This window comes from Actinomadura barringtoniae, assembly GCF_017573505.1.
GTDB classification, from domain to species: domain Bacteria; phylum Actinomycetota; class Actinomycetes; order Streptosporangiales; family Streptosporangiaceae; genus Spirillospora; species Spirillospora barringtoniae.
This window is the reverse complement of the sequence record NZ_JAGEOJ010000011.1, coordinates 272,891-290,418: the sequence shown is the minus strand read 5'-3', so window position 1 is coordinate 290,418 and position 17,528 is coordinate 272,891. Positions and strand designations below refer to the sequence as shown.

The following is a 17,528-nucleotide window of genomic DNA, read 5'->3' as shown; positions in this document are numbered from 1 at the left end:
TCACGTAAAGACTCGGTCCCATTACGGATTTTTCAAGATCATTTGTGGGCCGTGGTCCAAGATCGTTGCGGACCTCAGTCAAGGTCACGGGTCCATGAGCTCGGCGCCGCGCGCCGCGAAGACCTCCATGGCCTTGGTGGTGATGGGACCGGGGGCGACCGGGAGCACGGTGTCGTCGATGGCTCGGATCGGCTGGACGTCGCGCGTCGTGGAGACCAGGAACGCCTCCTCGGCCTGGTAAACCTCCTCCAGGGGGAGGTCCTCCTCATCGCCGCCGCACCATTCGAGCACCAGCGCGCGAGTGATCCCGGCGAGGCAGCCGGAGCTGAGCGTCGGGGTGATCAGACGGCCGCCCTTGACCACGAAGATGTTGCTGCCGGTGCCCTCGCACAGGTTGCCGGCCAGGTTGCCGAAGATCGCCTCGCCGCCGCCGCGCTCCTTGGCGTACGCGAGCGCGAGCGCGTTGTCGGCGTAGGAGATGGTCTTGAGGCCGGTGAGCGCGCCGCGCTCGTTGCGCGGCCACGGCACGACCGTGACATCGCCGGTCGCCGGGAACGGCTTCTGCTCGCTGACGATGATGGTCACGGTGGTGCCCTGCGTACCGCGGTCGGAGCCGAGCGGGCCCGGGCCGCTGGTGTAGGTGATGCGGATGCGCGCCAGCGGGAGCTTGGGGGACGCGGCCAGCACCTCGAGCGTGCCCTGGGCGAGGGCGTCCTGGTCGGGCGCGGGGAGCCCGAGGCCGGCCGCCGAGTCCGCGAGCCGCTTGAGGTGGCGGGTCAGCGCGAACGGCTCGCCGCCCGTCGCCTTCACCGTCTCGAAGACCCCGTCGCCGACGAGGATGCCGTGGTCGAAGACCGACACCTTCGCGTTCTCAGGGTCGTGCAGTTCCCCGTTGATCCAGATCTTGCCCTGTCCGGTCGTCACCGGAAGCCACCTCCAATAGCCGAGCCGCCTTCAGCTCGGTCTCACGCCATTCTCGATGCGGGTCGGAGCCCCAGGTGATGCCCGCGCCGGCACCGAAGCGCAGCAGCCCGTCCTCCGCCCAGAAGGTACGGATGCCGACCGCGAGGGCGGCGCGCCGGGAGTCCGCGTCCACCCAGCCGATGGCTCCACAGTAGGGGCCGCGCGGTGCGGGTTCGAGTTCATTGAGCAAGGTCAGGGCGCTGGACTTGGGCGCGCCGGTCACCGAACCCGGTGGAAACGTCGCCGCCAGCAGCTCCGGCCACCCCATGCCGCGTGCGAGGCGGGCCCGTACGGTCGAAACGAAATGCACCAGGCCGGGCGCCTCCTCGGGGACGCACAGCCCCGGCACGGTGACCGACCCGACCTCGGCGACGCGGCCCAGGTCGTTGCGGACCAGGTCCACGATCATGACGTTCTCGGCGCGGTCCTTGGGGGTCAGCTCCTCGGCCGTACGCGCCGTGCCCTTGATCGGACCCGACTCGACCACCTCGCCGTCCCTGGAGAGGTAGAGCTCGGGCGAGGCGCTGGCGATCTCCAGGCCGGGCAGCCTGAGCGTCATCGCGTACGGCGCCGGATGCCGCGCCGCCAGCCGTACGCCCAGCCCGGCGATGTCGGCGCCCTCCCCCAGCGGCGCCGACAAGATCCGGCACAGGTTGGCCTGGTAGACCGTCCCCTCGGCGATCGCCGCCCGGATCCGTTCGACACCGCCCTCATAGGCGGCCTGGCTCAGCGAGCTCTCCCACTCCCCCGGTGGCGCCCACGGCCCGTCCGGATGCGGCGCGGGCCGTACGTCATCGAACCGCGCGCAGGTCACCTTGCCCTCGTAGGTGACCACGACGGCCCACCAGCCCCGCGAGTCCAGCGCCGCGAGGTCACTGGTCACATCGGCCAGCCCTGTCGCCAGCAGCCCCCCGACGTGCGCGAACGCCTCCCTCATGGGCACCAGTGTGGCGGGTGCCCCCTGGGGTCACGCACGCTGGGGCAGGATGCAGCCGAACGAGTCGGCCAGCCCGGCGAGGCCGACCTCCGTCACGTTCAGCGCCCGGCGCGTGCTGCCCCGCTCGAACCACTCCAGCTCGATCAGCCGCGTGGTCAGCGTCGCGCCCAGCGAACCGTTCAGATGTGGCCGCCGCTCGGTCCAGTCCAGGCAATGTCCGGCGAACCTCCGCCGCCCTTTCCTGAGCTCCTCCACATCGATGCCCAGCCGCCCGAACCGCTCGTCGCCCTTCTCGGTGACCTCGTACAGCTCACCCGCATCAGGCTCGATCATTCCCCCGTCCAGCAAAGCGGCGAACAGCGCCACTCCCGCCTCCCCGGCCAGGTGGTCATAGCAGGTCCTGGCCGTGTGCAGCCGCTTGGCGTCCCGCGACTGCCGCAGGCTCTTGACCTTGATCGGCGGGCTGATCGTGCTGAGCGCCTCGATCACCTGGGCGATCTCCGGCCCCTTCAGGCTGTAGTACCGGTGCCGCCCCTGCTTGATCACGGTCACCAGGCCGCCGTCCAGCAGCTTGGACAGATGGGCGCTCGCCGTCTGCGCGCTCACCCCGGCCACCCTCGCCAGCTCCCCCGCCGCGAGCGGCCGCCCGTCCAGCAGAACGGTCAGCATGGCGGCCCGGGCGCGGTCCGCGAGCAGGCCGGCGACCAGGGAGATGTCGGAGTCGTACGTCAGGTCTGCGGACATACTTCGACCCTAGGCGAACCATCCTTCGACCAGCATCGAAGCATGAGCCCGAAGAACCCGGCCACCGCCGTCGTCACCGCCGTGGACCACTGCCTGGACCTCGCCGCCACCTGGATCGCCTGGGACGGCCGCCCCCTGATCACCGACGGCGACAACGTCTGGACGCCCCACAAGGCCCTCCGCCGCATCGGCGACCACCTGATCGACCACCTGTCCGAGGTCGAGGCCCTCCTCTCCGGCTCGCCCACGATCCCCGACGGCTGGCACGGCCGTTCGGTCACCCTGGACTCCGACTGGGCCCGCTTCACCGAACTGGACCTCTCCGAGGCCCGCCAGCGCCTCCCCCGCCTGGCCCAGTGGTACGAACTCCGCTACGCCGCCTGCGGCCCGGACGAGTGGGACCGCCCCCGTTCGCCCAACTGGACCCTCCGCGAGATCGCCGACCATGTGACCGGCGTCACCTGGTACGCCGACCAGGTGGGAAACCGGTTTGGGGAAGCGCCGACTTCGCGCTAGTCTTTCCCCGTCGCCGCGAAGGGGCTCCGCCCCTGAGCAGCGCAAGCGGAAGTGGCTCAGTGGTAGAGCATCACCTTGCCAAGGTGAGGGTCGCGGGTTCGAATCCCGTCTTCCGCTCTGAGGGGCCTTGCAGAAGGCCTCCCTCCTGGTGGAGTGGCCGAGAGGCGAGGCAACGGCCTGCAAAGCCGTGTACACGGGTTCAAATCCCGTCTCCACCTCAAAACCGCGCTTCCGCCAGAAGCACGGATCCGGGCGATTAGCTCAGTGGGAGAGCGCTACCTTGACACGGTAGAGGTCACTGGTTCAATCCCAGTATCGCCCACCCGGTAACACCAGGTCACAGGCCCTGCCTCACACCACGAGGCGGGGCTTTGATCGTTTTCGGGAGAGATTCGGAGATCATCACCTCCTGACCACTACCGCTCCGTCTCCCAGCCGCGCCCCAGCCATCACTCTGGGTGAGATCATGAGAAGAGCGGGCGGCACGATCTGCGGCAGGTGCCGTCTCTCCTCGACCGTCAGCTGGCTCACACCGCTGACAACAGGCGAGAGCGGATGTCACGGCCTCAGCCGACGTGCTTGGTTCCGGTGATGACGTCGCCTTGGATACTGACCGCCCCGTGGAAATGGGTGGAGCCCTGCTGGGGTGGCTGGGCGTCCTGTCGGGGTGCCTGCGGCCGTGTCTCTCGACCGCTGTCAGGAGGTACGTACAACCACGCTTTGATGTGGGACGACTTGAGTTGGAAGTCCACGGGTGTGAAGGCATCGGCGTCCAGCATGCCCACCGTGGTTCGGATGGACGAAACGAATACGTGGTCGGAAACCATGAATGCCAGGTCAGCCTTGGACTCCTCCAGCGCGGCTCGCAGCGGGCCGGAATCCAGCATGCGAGCCGTGTTAATGATCGCGTCCCCGCTGAGGCCCTCCCTGTCTCGCACCACCGGACCAACATGAAGTGCGGCACGAAGTCTGATGCACATCGCCGCGCTCGCTCGGCGGTTGTGGCGGCGCAGACCTACCCGGAGCCAGGCCAGCAGAGGATCGGCGACCGAGCGCGTGGGGATGGCTGGGGGCACGATCACCAGGACTCCGTCGCCGCGGTCCTCGTGGTAGCAGGACGACCATGACAGCCCCGACTCCTTGAACGCCTGTACGAGAATGTCGTAAAGCGCGGTCCGGACCTCGGCCCGATCGCTCTCGTCGCGGACTGCCGAACTGAACCCGACCACGTCAATGAAGAAGATCGAGCAGTTGAGAGACGACCATTCGACGTCCTTCGCGCGGCGCGAGTACAGGTCGTTGAGATTCTGCGCGTCCACGATCGTCAAGCTGTGGCGTGCGGTGACGATCAAACCATGCCGGCGCCAGATCTTGAGGACCTGCCCGATGTCGTCGCGTTCGGCGTCCGCCCAGCGGGCCAGGTCTTTGCGCGACAGCGGAAGGCTCAACGTCGTGCCCGCAGGTGTGCGCTCGCCGCGGCGGAACGCGAGCTCGGACAGAAGGTAGGCCAGCCGGTACTCGATTTCGTCCGCCCCGGTCCTCAGCAGGGGTTCATTGTCCTCGGCCAGCCGCTCCTGTTCCTGCTTCGCCAGGACGCTCTGGAGTCGTGGGTGCTCCGAAATCAAGTCGTGGAACCTGGAAGCGGACAAGGCGATGCCGCGCACGTCGTCCAAGGCGATCACCACTGCCGAACGGGAGCGCCGTGTCATCGCGGCCCGCTCCCCCACGATGTCTCCCGGACCGCGCAGTGCAACGATCCACTCGTCGTGGCCTTCGGACATCACCACCTTGGACCAGCCCGACTTGATGAGGGTGACGTGGGCGGAGTCGAGCTCCTCGGCACACACGACCGCGCCCGCCGGAAGGACGATCTCGTCGCCGGCGTCCTCGAACGCCTCCCGCTCCACAGCGCTGAGCGACATCCAGAAACTGTGCTCCGGCGGGTGTTCCCAGCGACGTGCCGATGGTGACCGCTCCATGCGGGCTCCTTCCCGGGCATCGACGCGCATCTGCCGCCAGCATCACCGAGGGCACCGGAACTTACGATGTCGTATGACACGTTGTTCGGGCGTGGACGGGCATTTCCATGAGATCTGCTTGGGCAGCGTCTGCATGGATCACTTTGCCGGTCATGCCCCATGGGCCATTGCCATGATCAAGCACGAGGTCACTAGCTGCGCAGCTAACTACTACAGGTCAGCTACGTCATGTGACTCCGGCACCACGAACTGACAGGCACACCTAGTGGCTCTGCACGCGGTCGACGAGGGCGAGAGGCACCGGGCGTCGAAGTCCATGAGGAGGCGGCGAGCTTCCTCCCAATAGGGCCGAGCGGCCTCCAGGCAGTCATTGCGGGCGACGATCCTGGCGGCCTGTGAGAGCCGACGGCCAAGTGCGAAGGGGTTGTCGAATCCGCGCTCGATCGTGACCGCGTCCCGGGCGTGGCGCGCAGCCGTCGGACCCAGCCCCATCCGGTCGCAGAGCTCCGCCATGGCGATGTAAGTGCTGGCGGTCCCGCGCACGTCCCCGATCTCCTCACGGAGGGCCAGTTCACCCTCGAGCTCGCCCATTGCAGCGTCGTAAGACTGCCTCCGCATCATGATCAGGCCGATAGTGTGGCGCCGCAGGGCGATTCCGTACGGATCCATGAGCTGCTCATCGATGCTCAAGGCGATGCGGGCATGCGTGAGAGCTTTGCCGACCTCGCCGAGCGCTAGATGGACCCGCGCCAGATTGTCCCGCGTTGCGACCTCACCGCGGCTATCGCCGATCTGGATCTGAATCTCCAGAGCCTCGGCGGCTTGGAGATACGCCTCACGCGGCTGGTTGAGATGGCGGAGGATGTTTGCGCTGCTGCACAGCGCTACGGCCTGTCCTGGTTTCGCGCCGAGCTGCGTGTAGATCTCCAATGCTTCATCAGCCGCCTGAAGCCCCCACACGTGCATGCCCATGCGGCAGAACACCCGGGACAGGTTGAGGAAAGACCGCGCCTCGCCGTGCCGGTCAGCAAGCTCCTGACGAAGATCGAGCGCTTCGAGGTCGCATCGGAGCGCATCCGAACAATGGCCGAGACGCCGATGAATTCTGGCCAGGTCGTGGAGGCATTCGGCTTCGCCTCTGCGGTCGCCGAGCCTCTGCCGGATCTGCAATGCGCCGTCGGTCAGTCTCCGCACCTGCTCGTAGTTGGAACAGCGCCAGTGGATACTCGCCAGCGTGGCCATCGACTCGGCTTCGGACCATTGATCTTTGTGTGCGGCCGACAGCGCGCGTGCACGTTCGCCAACCCGGATCGCCTTTTCGTAACGGCCTTGTTCACGGTAGATGCAGGCGAGGTGGCGGAGCATTGTCGCCAGCGGGAGGTGGTCTCGACCTAGCTCCGCAGCCTGGGCACCGTACTGATGTACCTCAAGGTTGTCCTGGGTGTAGGCCCGCAGATCCAGGAAGGCGAAGAGCGCGTCGGCAAGCTGCCAGGTCACCTTGTGGAAGCCGCCGAGTGCCGCCTGCCGAGTGGTCGCTACGAGGAGATGACGCTCACGCTCGTACCATTTCAGGGCCTTGTCCAACTCAAGGGATAGCGGCGAAGCGGAGGGTCGGCGCGGGGGTCCGAGGATCTCGGCTGCGTTCTGGGCCGTCCCGAGAAGCCAGTCGAACAGCCGCCATCGGGCTTCCGACTGTTCCTGTGCGAGATCCTCCGACCGAAGGCGTTCGCGCGCATAATCGGACATCAGGTCGTGGAGGCGGAATCGCTCCGTGCCGACATCCTGCACCAGATTAGCGAGAGTAAGCCCACGGAGAATCTGACGGGTCGCTACCGGGCCACGCTCTAGCAGCGCTGCGACGACCTCCGGCCCGAAATCCGGTCCGGTGACAAGGCCGAGCAGGCAGAAGGCGCGCTTCTCCTCATTGGCGAGCTCGCGGTAGGAACAGTCGAATGCAGTCCGCACAGCGCTCGTGTACGGGTCGTCGTCGTGCGCGAGAGCCGACAGCCTGTCGCCCTCGCCGAGCTCACGAGCAATCTCAGCGACGGTCGTGTTCGTGCGGACGCGGCGGTTGGCGGCTGCGATGCGCAGCGCAAGAGGGAGGTAAGCGCACTGTTTGGAGAGCTCGGCGATTGCTTCCGGGTGCGCGGACGCCTCGCCGACGCCGAGTAGCCCGGACACGAGTTCATGGGCCTCTTCAGGTTGGAGAACATCCAGGTCCACGGTGTGGACACTGCTCTTGACGATCAGGCCAGGGAGGCGGTTGCGGCTGGTGACGATGGTGGTGCAGGAGCGACCGGAGGCCAGCAGTGAGTGCACCTGGTCGGAACTCACCGCATTATCGAGGATCAGCAGCATCGATCGCGAAGCGAAATGCGTCCTGGCCAACAGGATCTTCGCGTCCAACGTGGTGGGAACGAGTTCGCCCGGCACCCCGAGCCCGCGCAGGATGCGATCGAGCGCCTCCTGCGGATCCATCGCCGCCTCGGCAGTGTGTCCGCGAAGGTCGACGAACAACTGGCCGTCCGGGAAGCGTGAAGCGATCTTGTGAGCCCAGTGCACGGCAAGCGCCGTTTTGCCGACGCCGGCCATGCCCTGGATGACGATCACCAGCGGTGCGGTGTTGTCCATTGAGCCGCGCAGGAGTTCGTCCATGTTCGTGATCGTTCCGCTCCGTCCACAGAACGGAGAGACGTCACTCGGCAGCTGGCAGGGAGCCGGCGAACCGTTGAAGCGGGCGGCAGTGTCGTCACCGATCATGTCGTCCGCCGGGCGCGAAGCGGCGAGGGAGCCTTGGATCGTGCGCCGTTCGGCGGGGGCAGTCACCAGATCTCTCCAAGTGCCTGTCGCTTATGGAGGAGATACCCCCACGGCATGCACCGAATCGCTACACATCAGCTCCAGGACGAAGAGTCCGCCAGCTTGGCGAAGTCGGGGCTGCGGAACAGTCGCAAGCGTTCCTCTGTGCGGCCGTTCAGCAACAGCCTTCGCAGAACAACGAAGCGGAACATCCAAGCCACGACTTCCGGCTGGTCTATGGCACGGGCCTTCAGGTACACGTCCATGAAACGTCGCGCCAGCTCCAGGCGCCCTGACTTCTGGCAAGAGCAGGGGCAGCTGACCATGAACTGCAGTGCCGCGAAAACGGCGTCCTGCAGGTGATGGTCATGACGAGCGCGTTCCCAGTCGATCACGTTCACCACCACCCCCTTGCGCACCAGCACGTTGGCGGGGCGGTAGTCGCCGTGTGTGAGCCCGGTGAGCCCGGCCTCTTCCGACGCCCATAGAACCTTGTCCGCTCCCAGGAGCAGCATGTCCACCGCTCTGCGGATCTCGTCGCGCTCACCCGCCGCCAGCTGCTCATGCTGGAATCCGCTCAGCACGACATCGAAGTTGTCAACGACCGTCGTAACGGACCAGTTGAGCGCGTGCTCGGCCTCTTCGGGCCCGACCACCGGAGCCGTGCAATCTTCACCTGCCTGATGAAGGCTGGCGAGGGTCCGCGCAGCGTCGGCTACCACGTCGATGCAGTGCCATGGCGCATAGCCATCATGCCGGGTGAAATTACGCAGCAACCAGTAGCCCCCACGCTCCCCGCCCTCGACTACCGGCTCGCCGTCAACGGTATCGACCGGGGAATGGACGAGGGAGAACCCTGCCTCCTGGAGCGCCCGGATGATCTCGAACTGCTTGCGGAATGGAGGGACCTTCACACTCGGCGCATAGCTGGACAGAACGTACCTCTGACGCAGCGTCCGGATGAAGTGATGCTCACCATGATGCTTCGACAGAGCGGTCCGCGCAGACCACCGAATGTCGTAGTGCTCGCGCAGAATCCGGGACCAATCCCCGGTCACACGGCCTCTGATACCGATGACCAACCCCGTGCCGTCCTCACTGTCCGGGGCGGTCCCCACGACGGTGCCCGGAAGTAAGCCATCGTGGCAGATCAGGGTCATGATCGATGCGCCGTGCGGAGAAGTCGGCCCATGTTGCGAGTCAACCTTTGCAGGGCCGAGCCGTTGCTTGGCGAGAATGTGAGCGAGGCGGCCCCAGGCGGCATCGACGCCATGTGATGTAACGGCCTGGTGAGAGTGCGTTCCGTCGGCCGATCACGAGCACGCGCAAGGTCCAACACTCCGCGCCGCGACAGCTCGGCCAGCACCTTTCACTCACATGCTGTGATCACGAGAGCGGGCAATCGCATCCAGGACCTTGACTCACTCTCCTGCAAACATCATTGTTTATTTAACAGAGGAGGGGATCGAGCATGACCCAACCGATCACCCCGATCGTGCGGCCAGCGATGGGCCACGATGTGTCCAGCATGGCTGTCGCACTCGCTAGAGCCTTTTACAGCGATCCGCTGTTCGTCTGGATGTTGCCCGACGCCGCGACCCGCAAGGCCAGGAACGCGATACTGTTCGACATCCTCGCCCGCCATGCGCACCTTGGGCACGGCGGCGTGGAGGTGGCCGAGTGCGGCACCTCGATCCTCTCTGCGGCACTCTGGGACCCGCCGGGTCGGTGGCGTCTTCCTCTACGGGCCCAGCTCGCACAGGCCCCCGCCTTCCGGCGGGCTTTCGGGACACGCCTTCCGGCGGCTCTGGCCGTGCTCACCGCCGTCCAATGGCATCACCCGGCCGAGCCACATTGGTATCTGGGCGTCCTCGGCACCGAGCCCGCGGCCCAAGGTCAGGGCCTGGCTGGGGCGCTCCTGCGGTCGCGCCTCGACCGCTGCGACACCGACGGTGTGCCCGCCTACCTGGAAACCTCCAACGAGCCCAACATCGCCTACTACGCCAAATTCGGCTTTCGCGTCACCAAAGAGATCTCCCTGCCACGCTCGTGTCCGCCGATCTGGCTGATGTGGCGCGACCCGCAATGATCACGAAGCGCGGCTGGAATATCAGTTCGGGCAACGCGGTGCTCGAACCCAGCCGGGTAAGAAGCCTTCAGTCGCTCCGGCTGCGCTGATGATGCCTATGCCCCTTTGAGGACCATCGGGTCTTTACGGCCCCTGACTGCTGCGGACCCGATGGCCGCGGTCAGCCCCACCAGGGTGAACACCGCCGCGCCCCGATTGGCATATCCCGGCACGGCCGAGCTCACGGTATAGCTCCCGCCCCCATCGAGCTTGCACTCGAACCGGAGGGGCAGGAGGCCGACCGCGTAGTCCCTGACGTGCATCGCCTTGTCCATCCCAGCCTCACGGCACGGTTGAGGAGGCGCGGAGTCGGTGCCGCCACTATCGGCGTCCATCACGGGCAAGGACAGACAGCCCAGCCCCCACGCATATAGGCCAAGGCCCACGCCGAAGGCGGCCGACGCGACCGCCCCGAGCAGGCCGGCCCACGAGTGCCGGCCCCTGCGTACGCCCAGCACGATCCCACCAGCCACCAAGGCCAGCGCGATGACAGCGCAGGCCAGGAACCCCATGACCAGGACCAGCCACATCCAAGACCTCCCGATTGCCGGTAATAGGCATGATCCCATTAAGCCGTGAGACACCTCGGACGAAAATGAAGCAGATTCCAGGCTTGGCACCGTCCTGCTTTTCGGTCCGAACAGCCACAACTTCCCGTACAGCAGCCCTGTGGTGAGGGATGCCGCTAGGGCTGGGTCTCGCGGATCCAGGCCAGCGATTCGGCGTCATGTTCGCCGTCGACATCGCCAATTTCAGCACCCGTCCCGCCTACATTCAGCAACAACTGCGCACCGTGTTGTACGCGTCAGCCCAGAAGTCGATCAACTGGTGGAGTGGAAGGTCGTGCAGGAGGGGCGGCTGGTCTGAGCGGCGTCCAGTGATCAGCATCCACCGTGGGGTGAGGGCGGCCGCCAGGGACTTCTCCTCCGCCGACTGCGGTCCACAGGTGTGTGGCCGACCGACCCTGCTGGCCCTGTTGCGGGCAGCTGCCGCGGTTGTGGCGGCCAATGCCGCAGCACCGGCGGGCGGCGAGTGCATGAGGCGTCGGACCCCTTTCGTCGGGTTTGTATTGCTGAACATGGTTTGACGGCGCCGGCCTGCGTGGACACCAAGAGCCAACCGGCCGGGACACGGCAGTCCGCATTGGCGCCTGCCACTCGCCGGTGCCCGGCGCTGAACAGCTGGAAACGAAGCTCGCTGCGGCGGGGTGGTCACCGTTGGCGCAGGCGGACCTGGCCAGCTGATGGGCATGGGCAGTGGCGTGCCGGCGAGCGAGGTTGCGCGGGCTGGCCTGCAGCAACTCCAGCGCGAGTTCATGCCCGGTGGCGGCCGCCGCGGTCAGCAGCGCCAGCGCCGCCTCGCTGTGGTCACGGTCGACCGACAGCAGGATCGCGACCCGGTAGACGGCGTCCGCCTCACCGGCCATGGCCCTCATCTGCAGCTGACGGGCATGGTCACCGAACGAGATGACGTGCTCATAGGCCTGCTCATCCAGATAGAACTGCCCGATGAGGTCCGCGGTCTCCCCCGCAGCGGGCTCAGCCTCCGCAGTCTCGTCCGCACCTGAGTTCGTGGACGCACCGACGATCAAGAGCGTCTCTACGACCGAACGCTGTCCGACCAGCCATCGACCTCACCACAGCCCCCGGTAGAAGCAAGGCTGATCTTGTGAGAGGGCCGTGATGTGAGTCGATCCAGAGCGCCCCATCGCTCCGGCAGGAGAAGCAGCATGCCAGCGCGATGTGCCACCCGACGCCGACCGTCCCAGAAGGCGCCTGGTCCGGCCGCCGCCATACGAGATCGACGGCGGCCGGGCGGTGCCGTCCTTGCCGGACACGCTCGGCCGTCGAGTTGATCTCAACCGCGGACGGACTGGGGCTTGGACGACGTATTTCAGGCGCGTGACGCTAGCTGACGGTGACCGTCAGGTTTTGGGGGTTGCCGTCGCTGGCGGCGCCTGAGACGTCGGGCTGGCCGTCGGGGCAGACGTCGTCGTAGGGGAAGGCGTATCCGATCGGGGTGTTGGCGTGCAGGATCCGTGCCCAGTGGTTGGTGGTCGGGTCCTTGTAGAAGTCCGACTCCTGGGTGCCGTTCGGCTGGTCGGCGCTGCCCAGGATCGTGCTGCGGTTGAACGCGGCGGCGATGCGTGCGAGCAGGCCCTTCTTGATGTCGGAGTCAGCCGGGTTGTTGGTGAACGGCCCGTCGTTGCAGGTGAAGATGTCCTTGGACGCGGGCCGTGCGAACGTGCTGCCGTCGTTGAAGGTGAGCACACCGCCGTTGACGCGCCCGGTATAGACGCCGCGCCCGCCTTGGAGATCCACCTTGAGGTCGGTTCCGGCGTACTTGTCCCAGACCTGGCCGACGTAGCCGTCCCAGTACGAGGAGAAGGCGCCGGGGTTGTTCGCCATGTGACCCTGCGGTGAAACGACCCGCAGGACACCGCCGCCGTTGCGGATGACCAGCTGATCCCAGGGCTGCCCGTCGGTGTTCTTCTGTGCGACGAGGGCGTCCGCGACCGCGTTGACCGCTCCGGTGGGCGCGGGCGCGACCGTGTGCGTCGAGTCGCCGACGAGGTTGAGCCCGATCGGCAGCGCGGTGAGCAGGTCGACGTAGGAGATGTTCGCGAACAGCTGCGTCGGGTTGAAGGTGAGCTCGCAGAACGACCATGTCTTCAGGTAGTTGGGGTCGGACGGGTTGGCGAAGGCCGGTTCGACGAGCGCGGGGCCGGGGTTGACGTAGAAGTCGAGCCCGTCGTTCTTCACGAAGTAGATGCGGGCGGCGTACATCTGCCTGAGGGTGAGCTTCGCCTCGCCACCGGCGCCGACCGGGATCGAGCAGTCCACAGGGAGCGGGGTCTGCGGCGCCGAAGGCGACTCGGGATAGTACGGCGAACTGTCGGCGCGGAGCAGCATCAGCCGGTCGGTGCCCTGCTCGCGGCCGGTGATGTAGGCGTTCACGGGAGCGGAGCCGTGGTTGGCGAGCGTGAGCCCGCACGTCGATGGTGCCGCGAACGCCGGCCTGCCGAGCAGGTCGCGTCCGAACGGGAGGGCGAGTGCGGCCGTTCCGGCCGCAGCGAGAAACGATCTGCGGGTGACCAACGGAAACTCTCCTGGCGGGGTGGGGTCGGTTTGCCGTTGTCTGCCATGCGCGCATCTGGAAAGACGCCCACATGGTTCCCCGATCACGTCTCTACTGTCAAGAGTCTTTCCAATTAGCTCGCTGCGTCGCGGCCGGGAGACGGCGTATGACGACGCCGAGCACACCGGCTCCGGACAGGTAGCCGTAGTGGCGGGAGTCGATGCTCCCGGTGGGGTCGTCGCCCAGGACGAGCAGGCGTCCGTCCGGCACGGAGACGATGGGGCGGAACCGTTCGTGGTTCTTGATGCCGAACAGGCAGCCGAAGCCCGGGCGACCGTCCTGAAGCAGGATGCTCAGATCGATGGCGGGGCGCCAGGGGTCCGTCGGCCCAAGTCCGGGCCAGCGGCATTCTGTTCGCGGGGGCTTCGTGGCAGCCTGGCGGATGCGGCCCGGCTGACTCGGCTAAGGGGTGTGAGCATGGCTACGACTGGTCTGCCGTCTATGGCTGACTTCGAGCGCTCTCGGTTGGAGCTTGATCCTCGGTTCGGCAGTGTGAGGCGGGCTGCGCCGGTTACGCGGGTTCGGCTGGTCGGCGGGGGTGAGGGGTGGCTGGTCACCGGGTGGGAAGAGGCCCGGCGGGTGCTTGCCGACCCGGTCTTCAGTCGGGCGTTGGCCGTCGGGCGATCGGCGGGGGCACGGCGCGAGACGTTCATTGCCGACATGGATCCGCCCGAGCACACGCGCGTTCGGCGGCATGCGGTGACTGCCTTCACGCACCGGCGTGTGCGGGCGATGCGGCCTCGGATTGTGGAGGTTGTCGATCGGCTTGTGGGTGTGATGGTTGCCGGGGGTGCGCCTGCGGATCTGGTTGAGGGGCTGTGTCTGCCGTTGCCGGTGGTCATCATCTGCGAACTCCTCGGGGTGCCGGAGGGTGATCGGCGTCGGTTCAAGGAGTGGTCGGACGCGTTTCTCTCGGTCAGCGCCTACTCCGCGGAGCAGGTACGCGACGCTCATCAAAGCCTGGACGCGTATCTGGCCGAGCTGATCGCTCGGCGTCGGGCCGAGCCTGCCGACGATCTGTTGTCAGCGCTGGTGCGGGTCACCGGCCAGGAAGGTGGGCTGACCGAGGATGAGCTGATCAATCTGGGCGTTGGATTGCTGATCGCGGGATACGAGACCACTGCGAGCCAGCTGACGAATCTGAGTTTTACGCTGCTGACGCATCGGGAGCTTTGGGAACGGCTGGTGAGCGAGCCTGGTTTGCTGCCCGTCGCGATCGAAGAGTTGCTGCGGTATGTGCCGCTGGGGTCTGACACGGGCATGCCTCGGGTCGCTGCTCGTGACGTGGAGCTTGGTGGGGCGCGGATTCGGGCTGGGGAGACTGTTGTGGTCGCGCGGCCGGCGGCCAACCGTGACGAGGCCGTGTTCGGGGATGCTGAAAGCATCGTTATCGATCGGGGCGATAATCCGCACCTTGCGTTCGGGCATGGCATCCACCATTGCCTTGGCGCGCATCTGGCACGTCTTGAGTTGCAGGTGGCCATTGGCGCCTTGCTTGCCCGGTTCCCGGCGTTGCGATTGGCGGTGCCTGAGTCCGCGCTTCAGTGGAAGGTGGGGCTGTCCGTTCGAGGTCTGCACGGCCTTCCGGTTACCTGGACGTCCGATGGCTCATGACCGAACGGCTGTAGTCGGAGGGCGGATAGGGCTAGGGCGGAGGCGGTGATGCCTAGGGCTGCGCTGAGGGTGGGGAATGCCCAGCCTTCGAGGGCGGTCAGTCCTAGGAGGGTCGTGCCTGCGGCTATGCCCGCGTGCATGAGGGAGTTGTTCCAGGAGATGACGGTGGCGCGGCGGGTGGGGTCGGCTGAGCCCAGGTAGCTCTGCTGGGTGGCGTAGAAGGCGCCACCGGCCACGAACCAGCCGAAGAGGGCGAGAAGGCTCGTGGGCAGGGATGTTGTGGCGAGGGCGATCGCGGCGGACGTTGAGAAGAGCAGTGCCCAGGCTGAAGAGAGGGCGAGTTCGTTGCGGCCGTGGGCTCGCCATCGGTCGCTGAGGATGCCGGCCATGAGGGATCCGGCTAGCGTTCCGGCGCCGACTACCAGGCCCATCAGCGCTAGTCCGCCGGGCGAGAAGTGGAACCGCCGGGTGTAGAGGACGCCGACGTAGGTGTAAGCGCCTAGGCGGCCTGCCTGGAGAAAGGCGGTCGCGAGGAGCGCTGGGCGGATCTGCGGGGAACGCCATGGGCCGAACAGGTCGGAGAATGGGGAGGCGGTGTGGCGGGGCGGGGGTGTCTGGTCACGCTCTATGCGGAGTAGGACTCCTGCTAGCGCAACTAGCAGGGCTAGGCCGATCGCGGCGTAGGCCCAGCGCCAGCTTGCCCATTGGGTGACCAGCGCGCCCGCCGGTACGCCTAGGACCTGGCCCAGCGAGTAGCAGGTGACTCCCAGGGCGGCGGCGCGGCCTCGCTGGTCTGCTCGGGCACGTTCGGCTAGGTAGGCCCACATGGCGGGGGCCGCCGCGGCTCCGCCCAGTCCGGCGATCGCCTGGCCGGTGATCAGCAGACCGAGGTCAGCGGCCAGGGCGCACAGGAGGGTTCCGGCGATCAGGACAGCGATGCCCCCAGCGATGACGGTGCGTCGTCGCAGTCTGTTCGACAGCGCGGCGAAGATCGGGCCCGCTATGGCGTACGCGAGGACGTAGCCGGTGACCATGCGGGCGGTGGCGTTCGTGGACGCGTGCACGTCGGCGGCGATGGAGGGCAGGAGCGGGGAGGCCAGGAACGTCTCGGCTCCCATGAAGAACAGCACCGCGTACAGGACCGCGTAGCGGGCCCAGGGTGTCGTGTCGGTCCGGGGCTGTTGGTGTGTCGTTAGTGTCATGACCCTCCACGGTGGTGCGGGCGGCTAGAGGGAGTCCAATAGACATTTCAGCTCGGCTGATAGGCGGCGCCTATGGTGGAGGCATGGAATTGCGTCGGCTGCGCTACTTCGCGGTGCTGGCGGAGGAACTGCACTTCGCCCGTGCCGCCGAACGTCTGCACATCGCCCAGCCGAGTCTGTCGCAGCAGATCAAGGCGCTCGAACGCGAGCTCGGCGTACGGCTGCTCGATCGTGGTGGCCGCGGCGTGACGCTGACGTCGGCTGGGGAGGCGCTGGTGGATGAGGCCGCCGCCGTGCTCACGCGGTGCGACGAGTTGGTGGAACGGGTCCGGGCGGCAGGCCATGGGCTTTCGGGGCGACTGCGGATCGCTTACACGCGTTCCGCCGTGGACCTCGCCGCTCAACCGATCGTCGGGCGCTTCCGTGAGGCGGTGCCGGGCGTTGAGGTGCTCGCCATGACCGGCTGGACGTCGGAGAACCTCCGGCGGCTCGTGGCGGGCGAGGTCGACGTCGTCTTCGTCCGGCCGCCGGTCAGCGACGCAGGGCTGGCCGTACGGCAGGTGGCCGAGGAGGAATTGGTGGTCGTGGTGCCGGCCGGGCATCGGTGGGCGGCGCGGCGGCGTATCAAGCGGGCCGAGTTGCGGGATGAGCCAGTCGTCATGTGGCCGCGTGCCCAGGGGCCCGGCTACTACGACCACATCGTCGAGCAGGTGTGGGCGGGCACTCCCCCGAGGATTGTCCGGCGGGAGCCCGAGGCTGAAAGCATCCTGGCCGCCGTCAATGACGGGGTCGGGATCGCGGTGCTCGATCGGGGGCGGGCTGAGAAGCTGCGGCCTCGGGGCGTTCTGGTGCGCAGGTTCGCCGCACCGGCGCCTACGGCCGGGCTTGCGATCGCCTGGCGGCCTGCAGATCGTTCACCTGCTCTTGCACGCTTCCTTGAGTTGCTTCCGATGAGAGCTGACGACAGAAATGTGGCGGTCACGTAGCCCAACTTCGGCGCGGCACGGGTCGTCCTAACGATTCTCCGCCGGGGACACCGCGTCGCCGGCGCCTCGAAGGGGTGGCCATGCGGCTTAAGATCACGATTCTGCTGGCGGGGCTGATGACGGCTCTGCTGGTGGCTCCGGGGACGGCCCACGCCGAGCCACCGCTGCCCGGGTGCACGAGCATCAGCGGCGACTGGCGCAACATCGACGGCCAGACCCGTTCCGTCACGCGTGCGGCCGCCAGCACGGACTGCTACTCCAGCTACCACGGCACGGCCCATCTGTACGGGAAGTGCTCGCCCGCCGACTGCGACTGGGGAACGACTCGCATCGACCAGCAGTCCGACGGCTCGTGGACCGGGCAGTACGTCACCGGCTTCGCCACCCGGCACATCTGGCTGAAGACCTCTTACTTCAGCGGCGTCCGCTACCTGCGGGTGTACGTCCAGAGCCACTACAACGACGGCCGCGCGGACACCACTTTCGACGACTGGATGCTTCCGGCCTGAGCTGATCCAGATC

Annotated in this window: 16 protein-coding genes and 3 tRNA genes; 9 read left to right on the top strand and 10 right to left on the bottom strand. The window is 67.0% G+C overall.

Features of this window, described 5'->3' with window-relative positions; genetic code table 11:
- Positions 1-84 precede the first annotated feature (84 nt).
- From J4573_RS27425 to J4573_RS27415, 3 genes are read right to left on the bottom strand one after another with little or no spacing between them, the layout of a single operon-like run.
- Positions 85-924 carry an aminotransferase class IV gene (locus J4573_RS27425; protein WP_208258734.1) on the bottom strand — a complete coding sequence of 280 codons (840 nt, stop codon included), beginning with the start codon at positions 922-924 and terminating at the stop codon, positions 85-87.
- The gene (locus J4573_RS27420) at positions 872-1,900 is read right to left on the bottom strand and encodes a chorismate-binding protein (protein ID WP_208258733.1); all 1,029 of its coding nucleotides are present in this window, start codon (positions 1,898-1,900) and stop codon (positions 872-874) included. The genes J4573_RS27425 and J4573_RS27420 overlap by 53 nt, the downstream gene beginning before the upstream one ends.
- Before the next feature lie 30 nt (positions 1,901-1,930).
- Positions 1,931-2,644 (bottom strand): ArsR/SmtB family transcription factor, encoded by a 714-nt coding sequence (locus J4573_RS27415; RefSeq protein WP_208258732.1) that lies wholly within the window; start codon positions 2,642-2,644, stop codon positions 1,931-1,933.
- A 42-nt stretch (positions 2,645-2,686) separates the two neighbouring features.
- Between J4573_RS27415 and J4573_RS27410 the strand changes: the two genes are divergently transcribed.
- The 4 genes from J4573_RS27410 to J4573_RS27395 all read left to right on the top strand — a co-directional run bounded on the left by J4573_RS27410 (position 2,687) and on the right by J4573_RS27395 (position 3,482).
- On the top strand, positions 2,687-3,160 hold the full coding sequence (locus tag J4573_RS27410; RefSeq protein ID WP_208258731.1) for a hypothetical protein: 474 nt from the start codon (positions 2,687-2,689) through the stop codon (positions 3,158-3,160).
- Between the two features lie 45 nt (positions 3,161-3,205).
- Positions 3,206-3,277: transfer RNA gene (locus J4573_RS27405), tRNA-Gly, on the top strand.
- A gap of 30 nt (positions 3,278-3,307) precedes the next feature.
- Positions 3,308-3,378 (top strand) — tRNA-Cys (locus tag J4573_RS27400).
- A 32-nt stretch (positions 3,379-3,410) separates the two neighbouring features.
- Positions 3,411-3,482 (top strand) — tRNA-Val (locus J4573_RS27395).
- 244 nt (positions 3,483-3,726) lie between these two features.
- Here the strand turns inward: J4573_RS27395 and J4573_RS27390 are convergent.
- The 3 genes from J4573_RS27390 to J4573_RS27380 all read right to left on the bottom strand — a co-directional run bounded on the left by J4573_RS27390 (position 3,727) and on the right by J4573_RS27380 (position 9,098).
- Positions 3,727-5,139, bottom strand: a complete 1,413-nt coding sequence (locus tag J4573_RS27390) for a cyclic nucleotide-binding domain-containing protein (protein WP_208258730.1) — start codon at positions 5,137-5,139, stop codon at positions 3,727-3,729.
- A gap of 210 nt (positions 5,140-5,349) precedes the next feature.
- On the bottom strand, positions 5,350-7,794 hold the full coding sequence (locus J4573_RS27385; protein ID WP_208258729.1) for an ATP-binding protein: 2,445 nt from the start codon (positions 7,792-7,794) through the stop codon (positions 5,350-5,352).
- A 239-nt stretch (positions 7,795-8,033) separates the two neighbouring features.
- Positions 8,034-9,098: a phosphotransferase enzyme family protein gene (locus J4573_RS27380; RefSeq protein WP_208258728.1), complete on the bottom strand. Its 1,065-nt coding sequence runs from the start codon at positions 9,096-9,098 to the stop codon at positions 8,034-8,036.
- Positions 9,099-9,409: 311 nt separating this feature from the next.
- On the opposite strand from J4573_RS27380, the gene J4573_RS27375 reads away from it, so the two are divergent.
- Entirely contained in the window at positions 9,410-10,027 is a 618-nt protein-coding gene (locus J4573_RS27375; protein WP_208258727.1) for a GNAT family N-acetyltransferase, read from the top strand.
- Positions 10,028-10,122: 95 nt separating this feature from the next.
- On the opposite strand, the gene J4573_RS27370 is transcribed toward J4573_RS27375, so the two are convergent.
- Entirely contained in the window at positions 10,123-10,596 is a 474-nt protein-coding gene (locus tag J4573_RS27370) for a hypothetical protein (RefSeq protein WP_208258726.1), read from the bottom strand.
- A gap of 719 nt (positions 10,597-11,315) precedes the next feature.
- On the opposite strand from J4573_RS27370, the gene J4573_RS27365 reads away from it, so the two are divergent.
- On the top strand, positions 11,316-11,633 hold the full coding sequence (locus J4573_RS27365) for a hypothetical protein (protein ID WP_208258725.1): 318 nt from the start codon (positions 11,316-11,318) through the stop codon (positions 11,631-11,633).
- A gap of 340 nt (positions 11,634-11,973) precedes the next feature.
- Here the strand turns inward: J4573_RS27365 and J4573_RS27360 are convergent, their stop codons facing one another.
- Complete coding sequence (locus J4573_RS27360) at positions 11,974-13,164, bottom strand: glycoside hydrolase family 64 protein (protein ID WP_208258724.1); 1,191 nt, start codon at positions 13,162-13,164, stop codon at positions 11,974-11,976.
- A gap of 97 nt (positions 13,165-13,261) precedes the next feature.
- Positions 13,262-13,423 (bottom strand): S26 family signal peptidase, encoded by a 162-nt coding sequence (locus J4573_RS56710; protein WP_372442898.1) that lies wholly within the window; start codon positions 13,421-13,423, stop codon positions 13,262-13,264.
- Between the two features lie 222 nt (positions 13,424-13,645).
- Between J4573_RS56710 and J4573_RS27355 the strand changes: the two genes are divergently transcribed.
- On the top strand, positions 13,646-14,818 hold the full coding sequence (locus J4573_RS27355) for a cytochrome P450 (protein ID WP_208258723.1): 1,173 nt from the start codon (positions 13,646-13,648) through the stop codon (positions 14,816-14,818).
- On the opposite strand, the gene J4573_RS27350 is transcribed toward J4573_RS27355, so the two are convergent.
- The gene (locus J4573_RS27350) at positions 14,746-16,020 is read right to left on the bottom strand and encodes an MFS transporter (protein WP_208258722.1); all 1,275 of its coding nucleotides are present in this window, start codon (positions 16,018-16,020) and stop codon (positions 14,746-14,748) included. The genes J4573_RS27355 and J4573_RS27350 overlap by 73 nt on opposite strands.
- Positions 16,021-16,103: 83 nt before the next feature.
- Here J4573_RS27350 and J4573_RS27345 point away from each other — a divergent pair, with 83 nt between their 5' ends.
- Complete coding sequence (locus tag J4573_RS27345; RefSeq protein ID WP_208258721.1) at positions 16,104-17,006, top strand: LysR family transcriptional regulator; 903 nt, start codon at positions 16,104-16,106, stop codon at positions 17,004-17,006.
- Between the two features lie 80 nt (positions 17,007-17,086).
- Positions 17,087-17,515 (top strand): hypothetical protein, encoded by a 429-nt coding sequence (locus J4573_RS27340; RefSeq protein WP_208258720.1) that lies wholly within the window; start codon positions 17,087-17,089, stop codon positions 17,513-17,515.
- Positions 17,516-17,528 lie beyond the last annotated feature (13 nt).

Coding starts and splice junctions, on each gene's coding strand:
- J4573_RS27420 (WP_208258733.1), bottom strand. CDS start 1,900: ATGAGGGAGGCGTTCGCGCACGTCGGGGGGCTGCTGGCGACAGGGCTG.
- J4573_RS27415 (WP_208258732.1), bottom strand. CDS start 2,644: ATGTCCGCAGACCTGACGTACGACTCCGACATCTCCCTGGTCGCCGGC.
- J4573_RS27410 (WP_208258731.1), top strand. CDS start 2,687: ATGAGCCCGAAGAACCCGGCCACCGCCGTCGTCACCGCCGTGGACCAC.
- J4573_RS27390 (WP_208258730.1), bottom strand. CDS start 5,139: ATGGAGCGGTCACCATCGGCACGTCGCTGGGAACACCCGCCGGAGCAC.
- J4573_RS27385 (WP_208258729.1), bottom strand. CDS start 7,794: ATGGACGAACTCCTGCGCGGCTCAATGGACAACACCGCACCGCTGGTG.
- J4573_RS27380 (WP_208258728.1), bottom strand. CDS start 9,098: ATGACCCTGATCTGCCACGATGGCTTACTTCCGGGCACCGTCGTGGGG.
- J4573_RS27375 (WP_208258727.1), top strand. CDS start 9,410: ATGACCCAACCGATCACCCCGATCGTGCGGCCAGCGATGGGCCACGAT.
- J4573_RS27370 (WP_208258726.1), bottom strand. CDS start 10,596: ATGTGGCTGGTCCTGGTCATGGGGTTCCTGGCCTGCGCTGTCATCGCG.
- J4573_RS27365 (WP_208258725.1), top strand. CDS start 11,316: ATGGGCAGTGGCGTGCCGGCGAGCGAGGTTGCGCGGGCTGGCCTGCAG.
- J4573_RS27355 (WP_208258723.1), top strand. CDS start 13,646: ATGGCTGACTTCGAGCGCTCTCGGTTGGAGCTTGATCCTCGGTTCGGC.
- J4573_RS27350 (WP_208258722.1), bottom strand. CDS start 16,020: ATGACACTAACGACACACCAACAGCCCCGGACCGACACGACACCCTGG.
- J4573_RS27345 (WP_208258721.1), top strand. CDS start 16,104: ATGGAATTGCGTCGGCTGCGCTACTTCGCGGTGCTGGCGGAGGAACTG.
- J4573_RS27340 (WP_208258720.1), top strand. CDS start 17,087: ATGCGGCTTAAGATCACGATTCTGCTGGCGGGGCTGATGACGGCTCTG.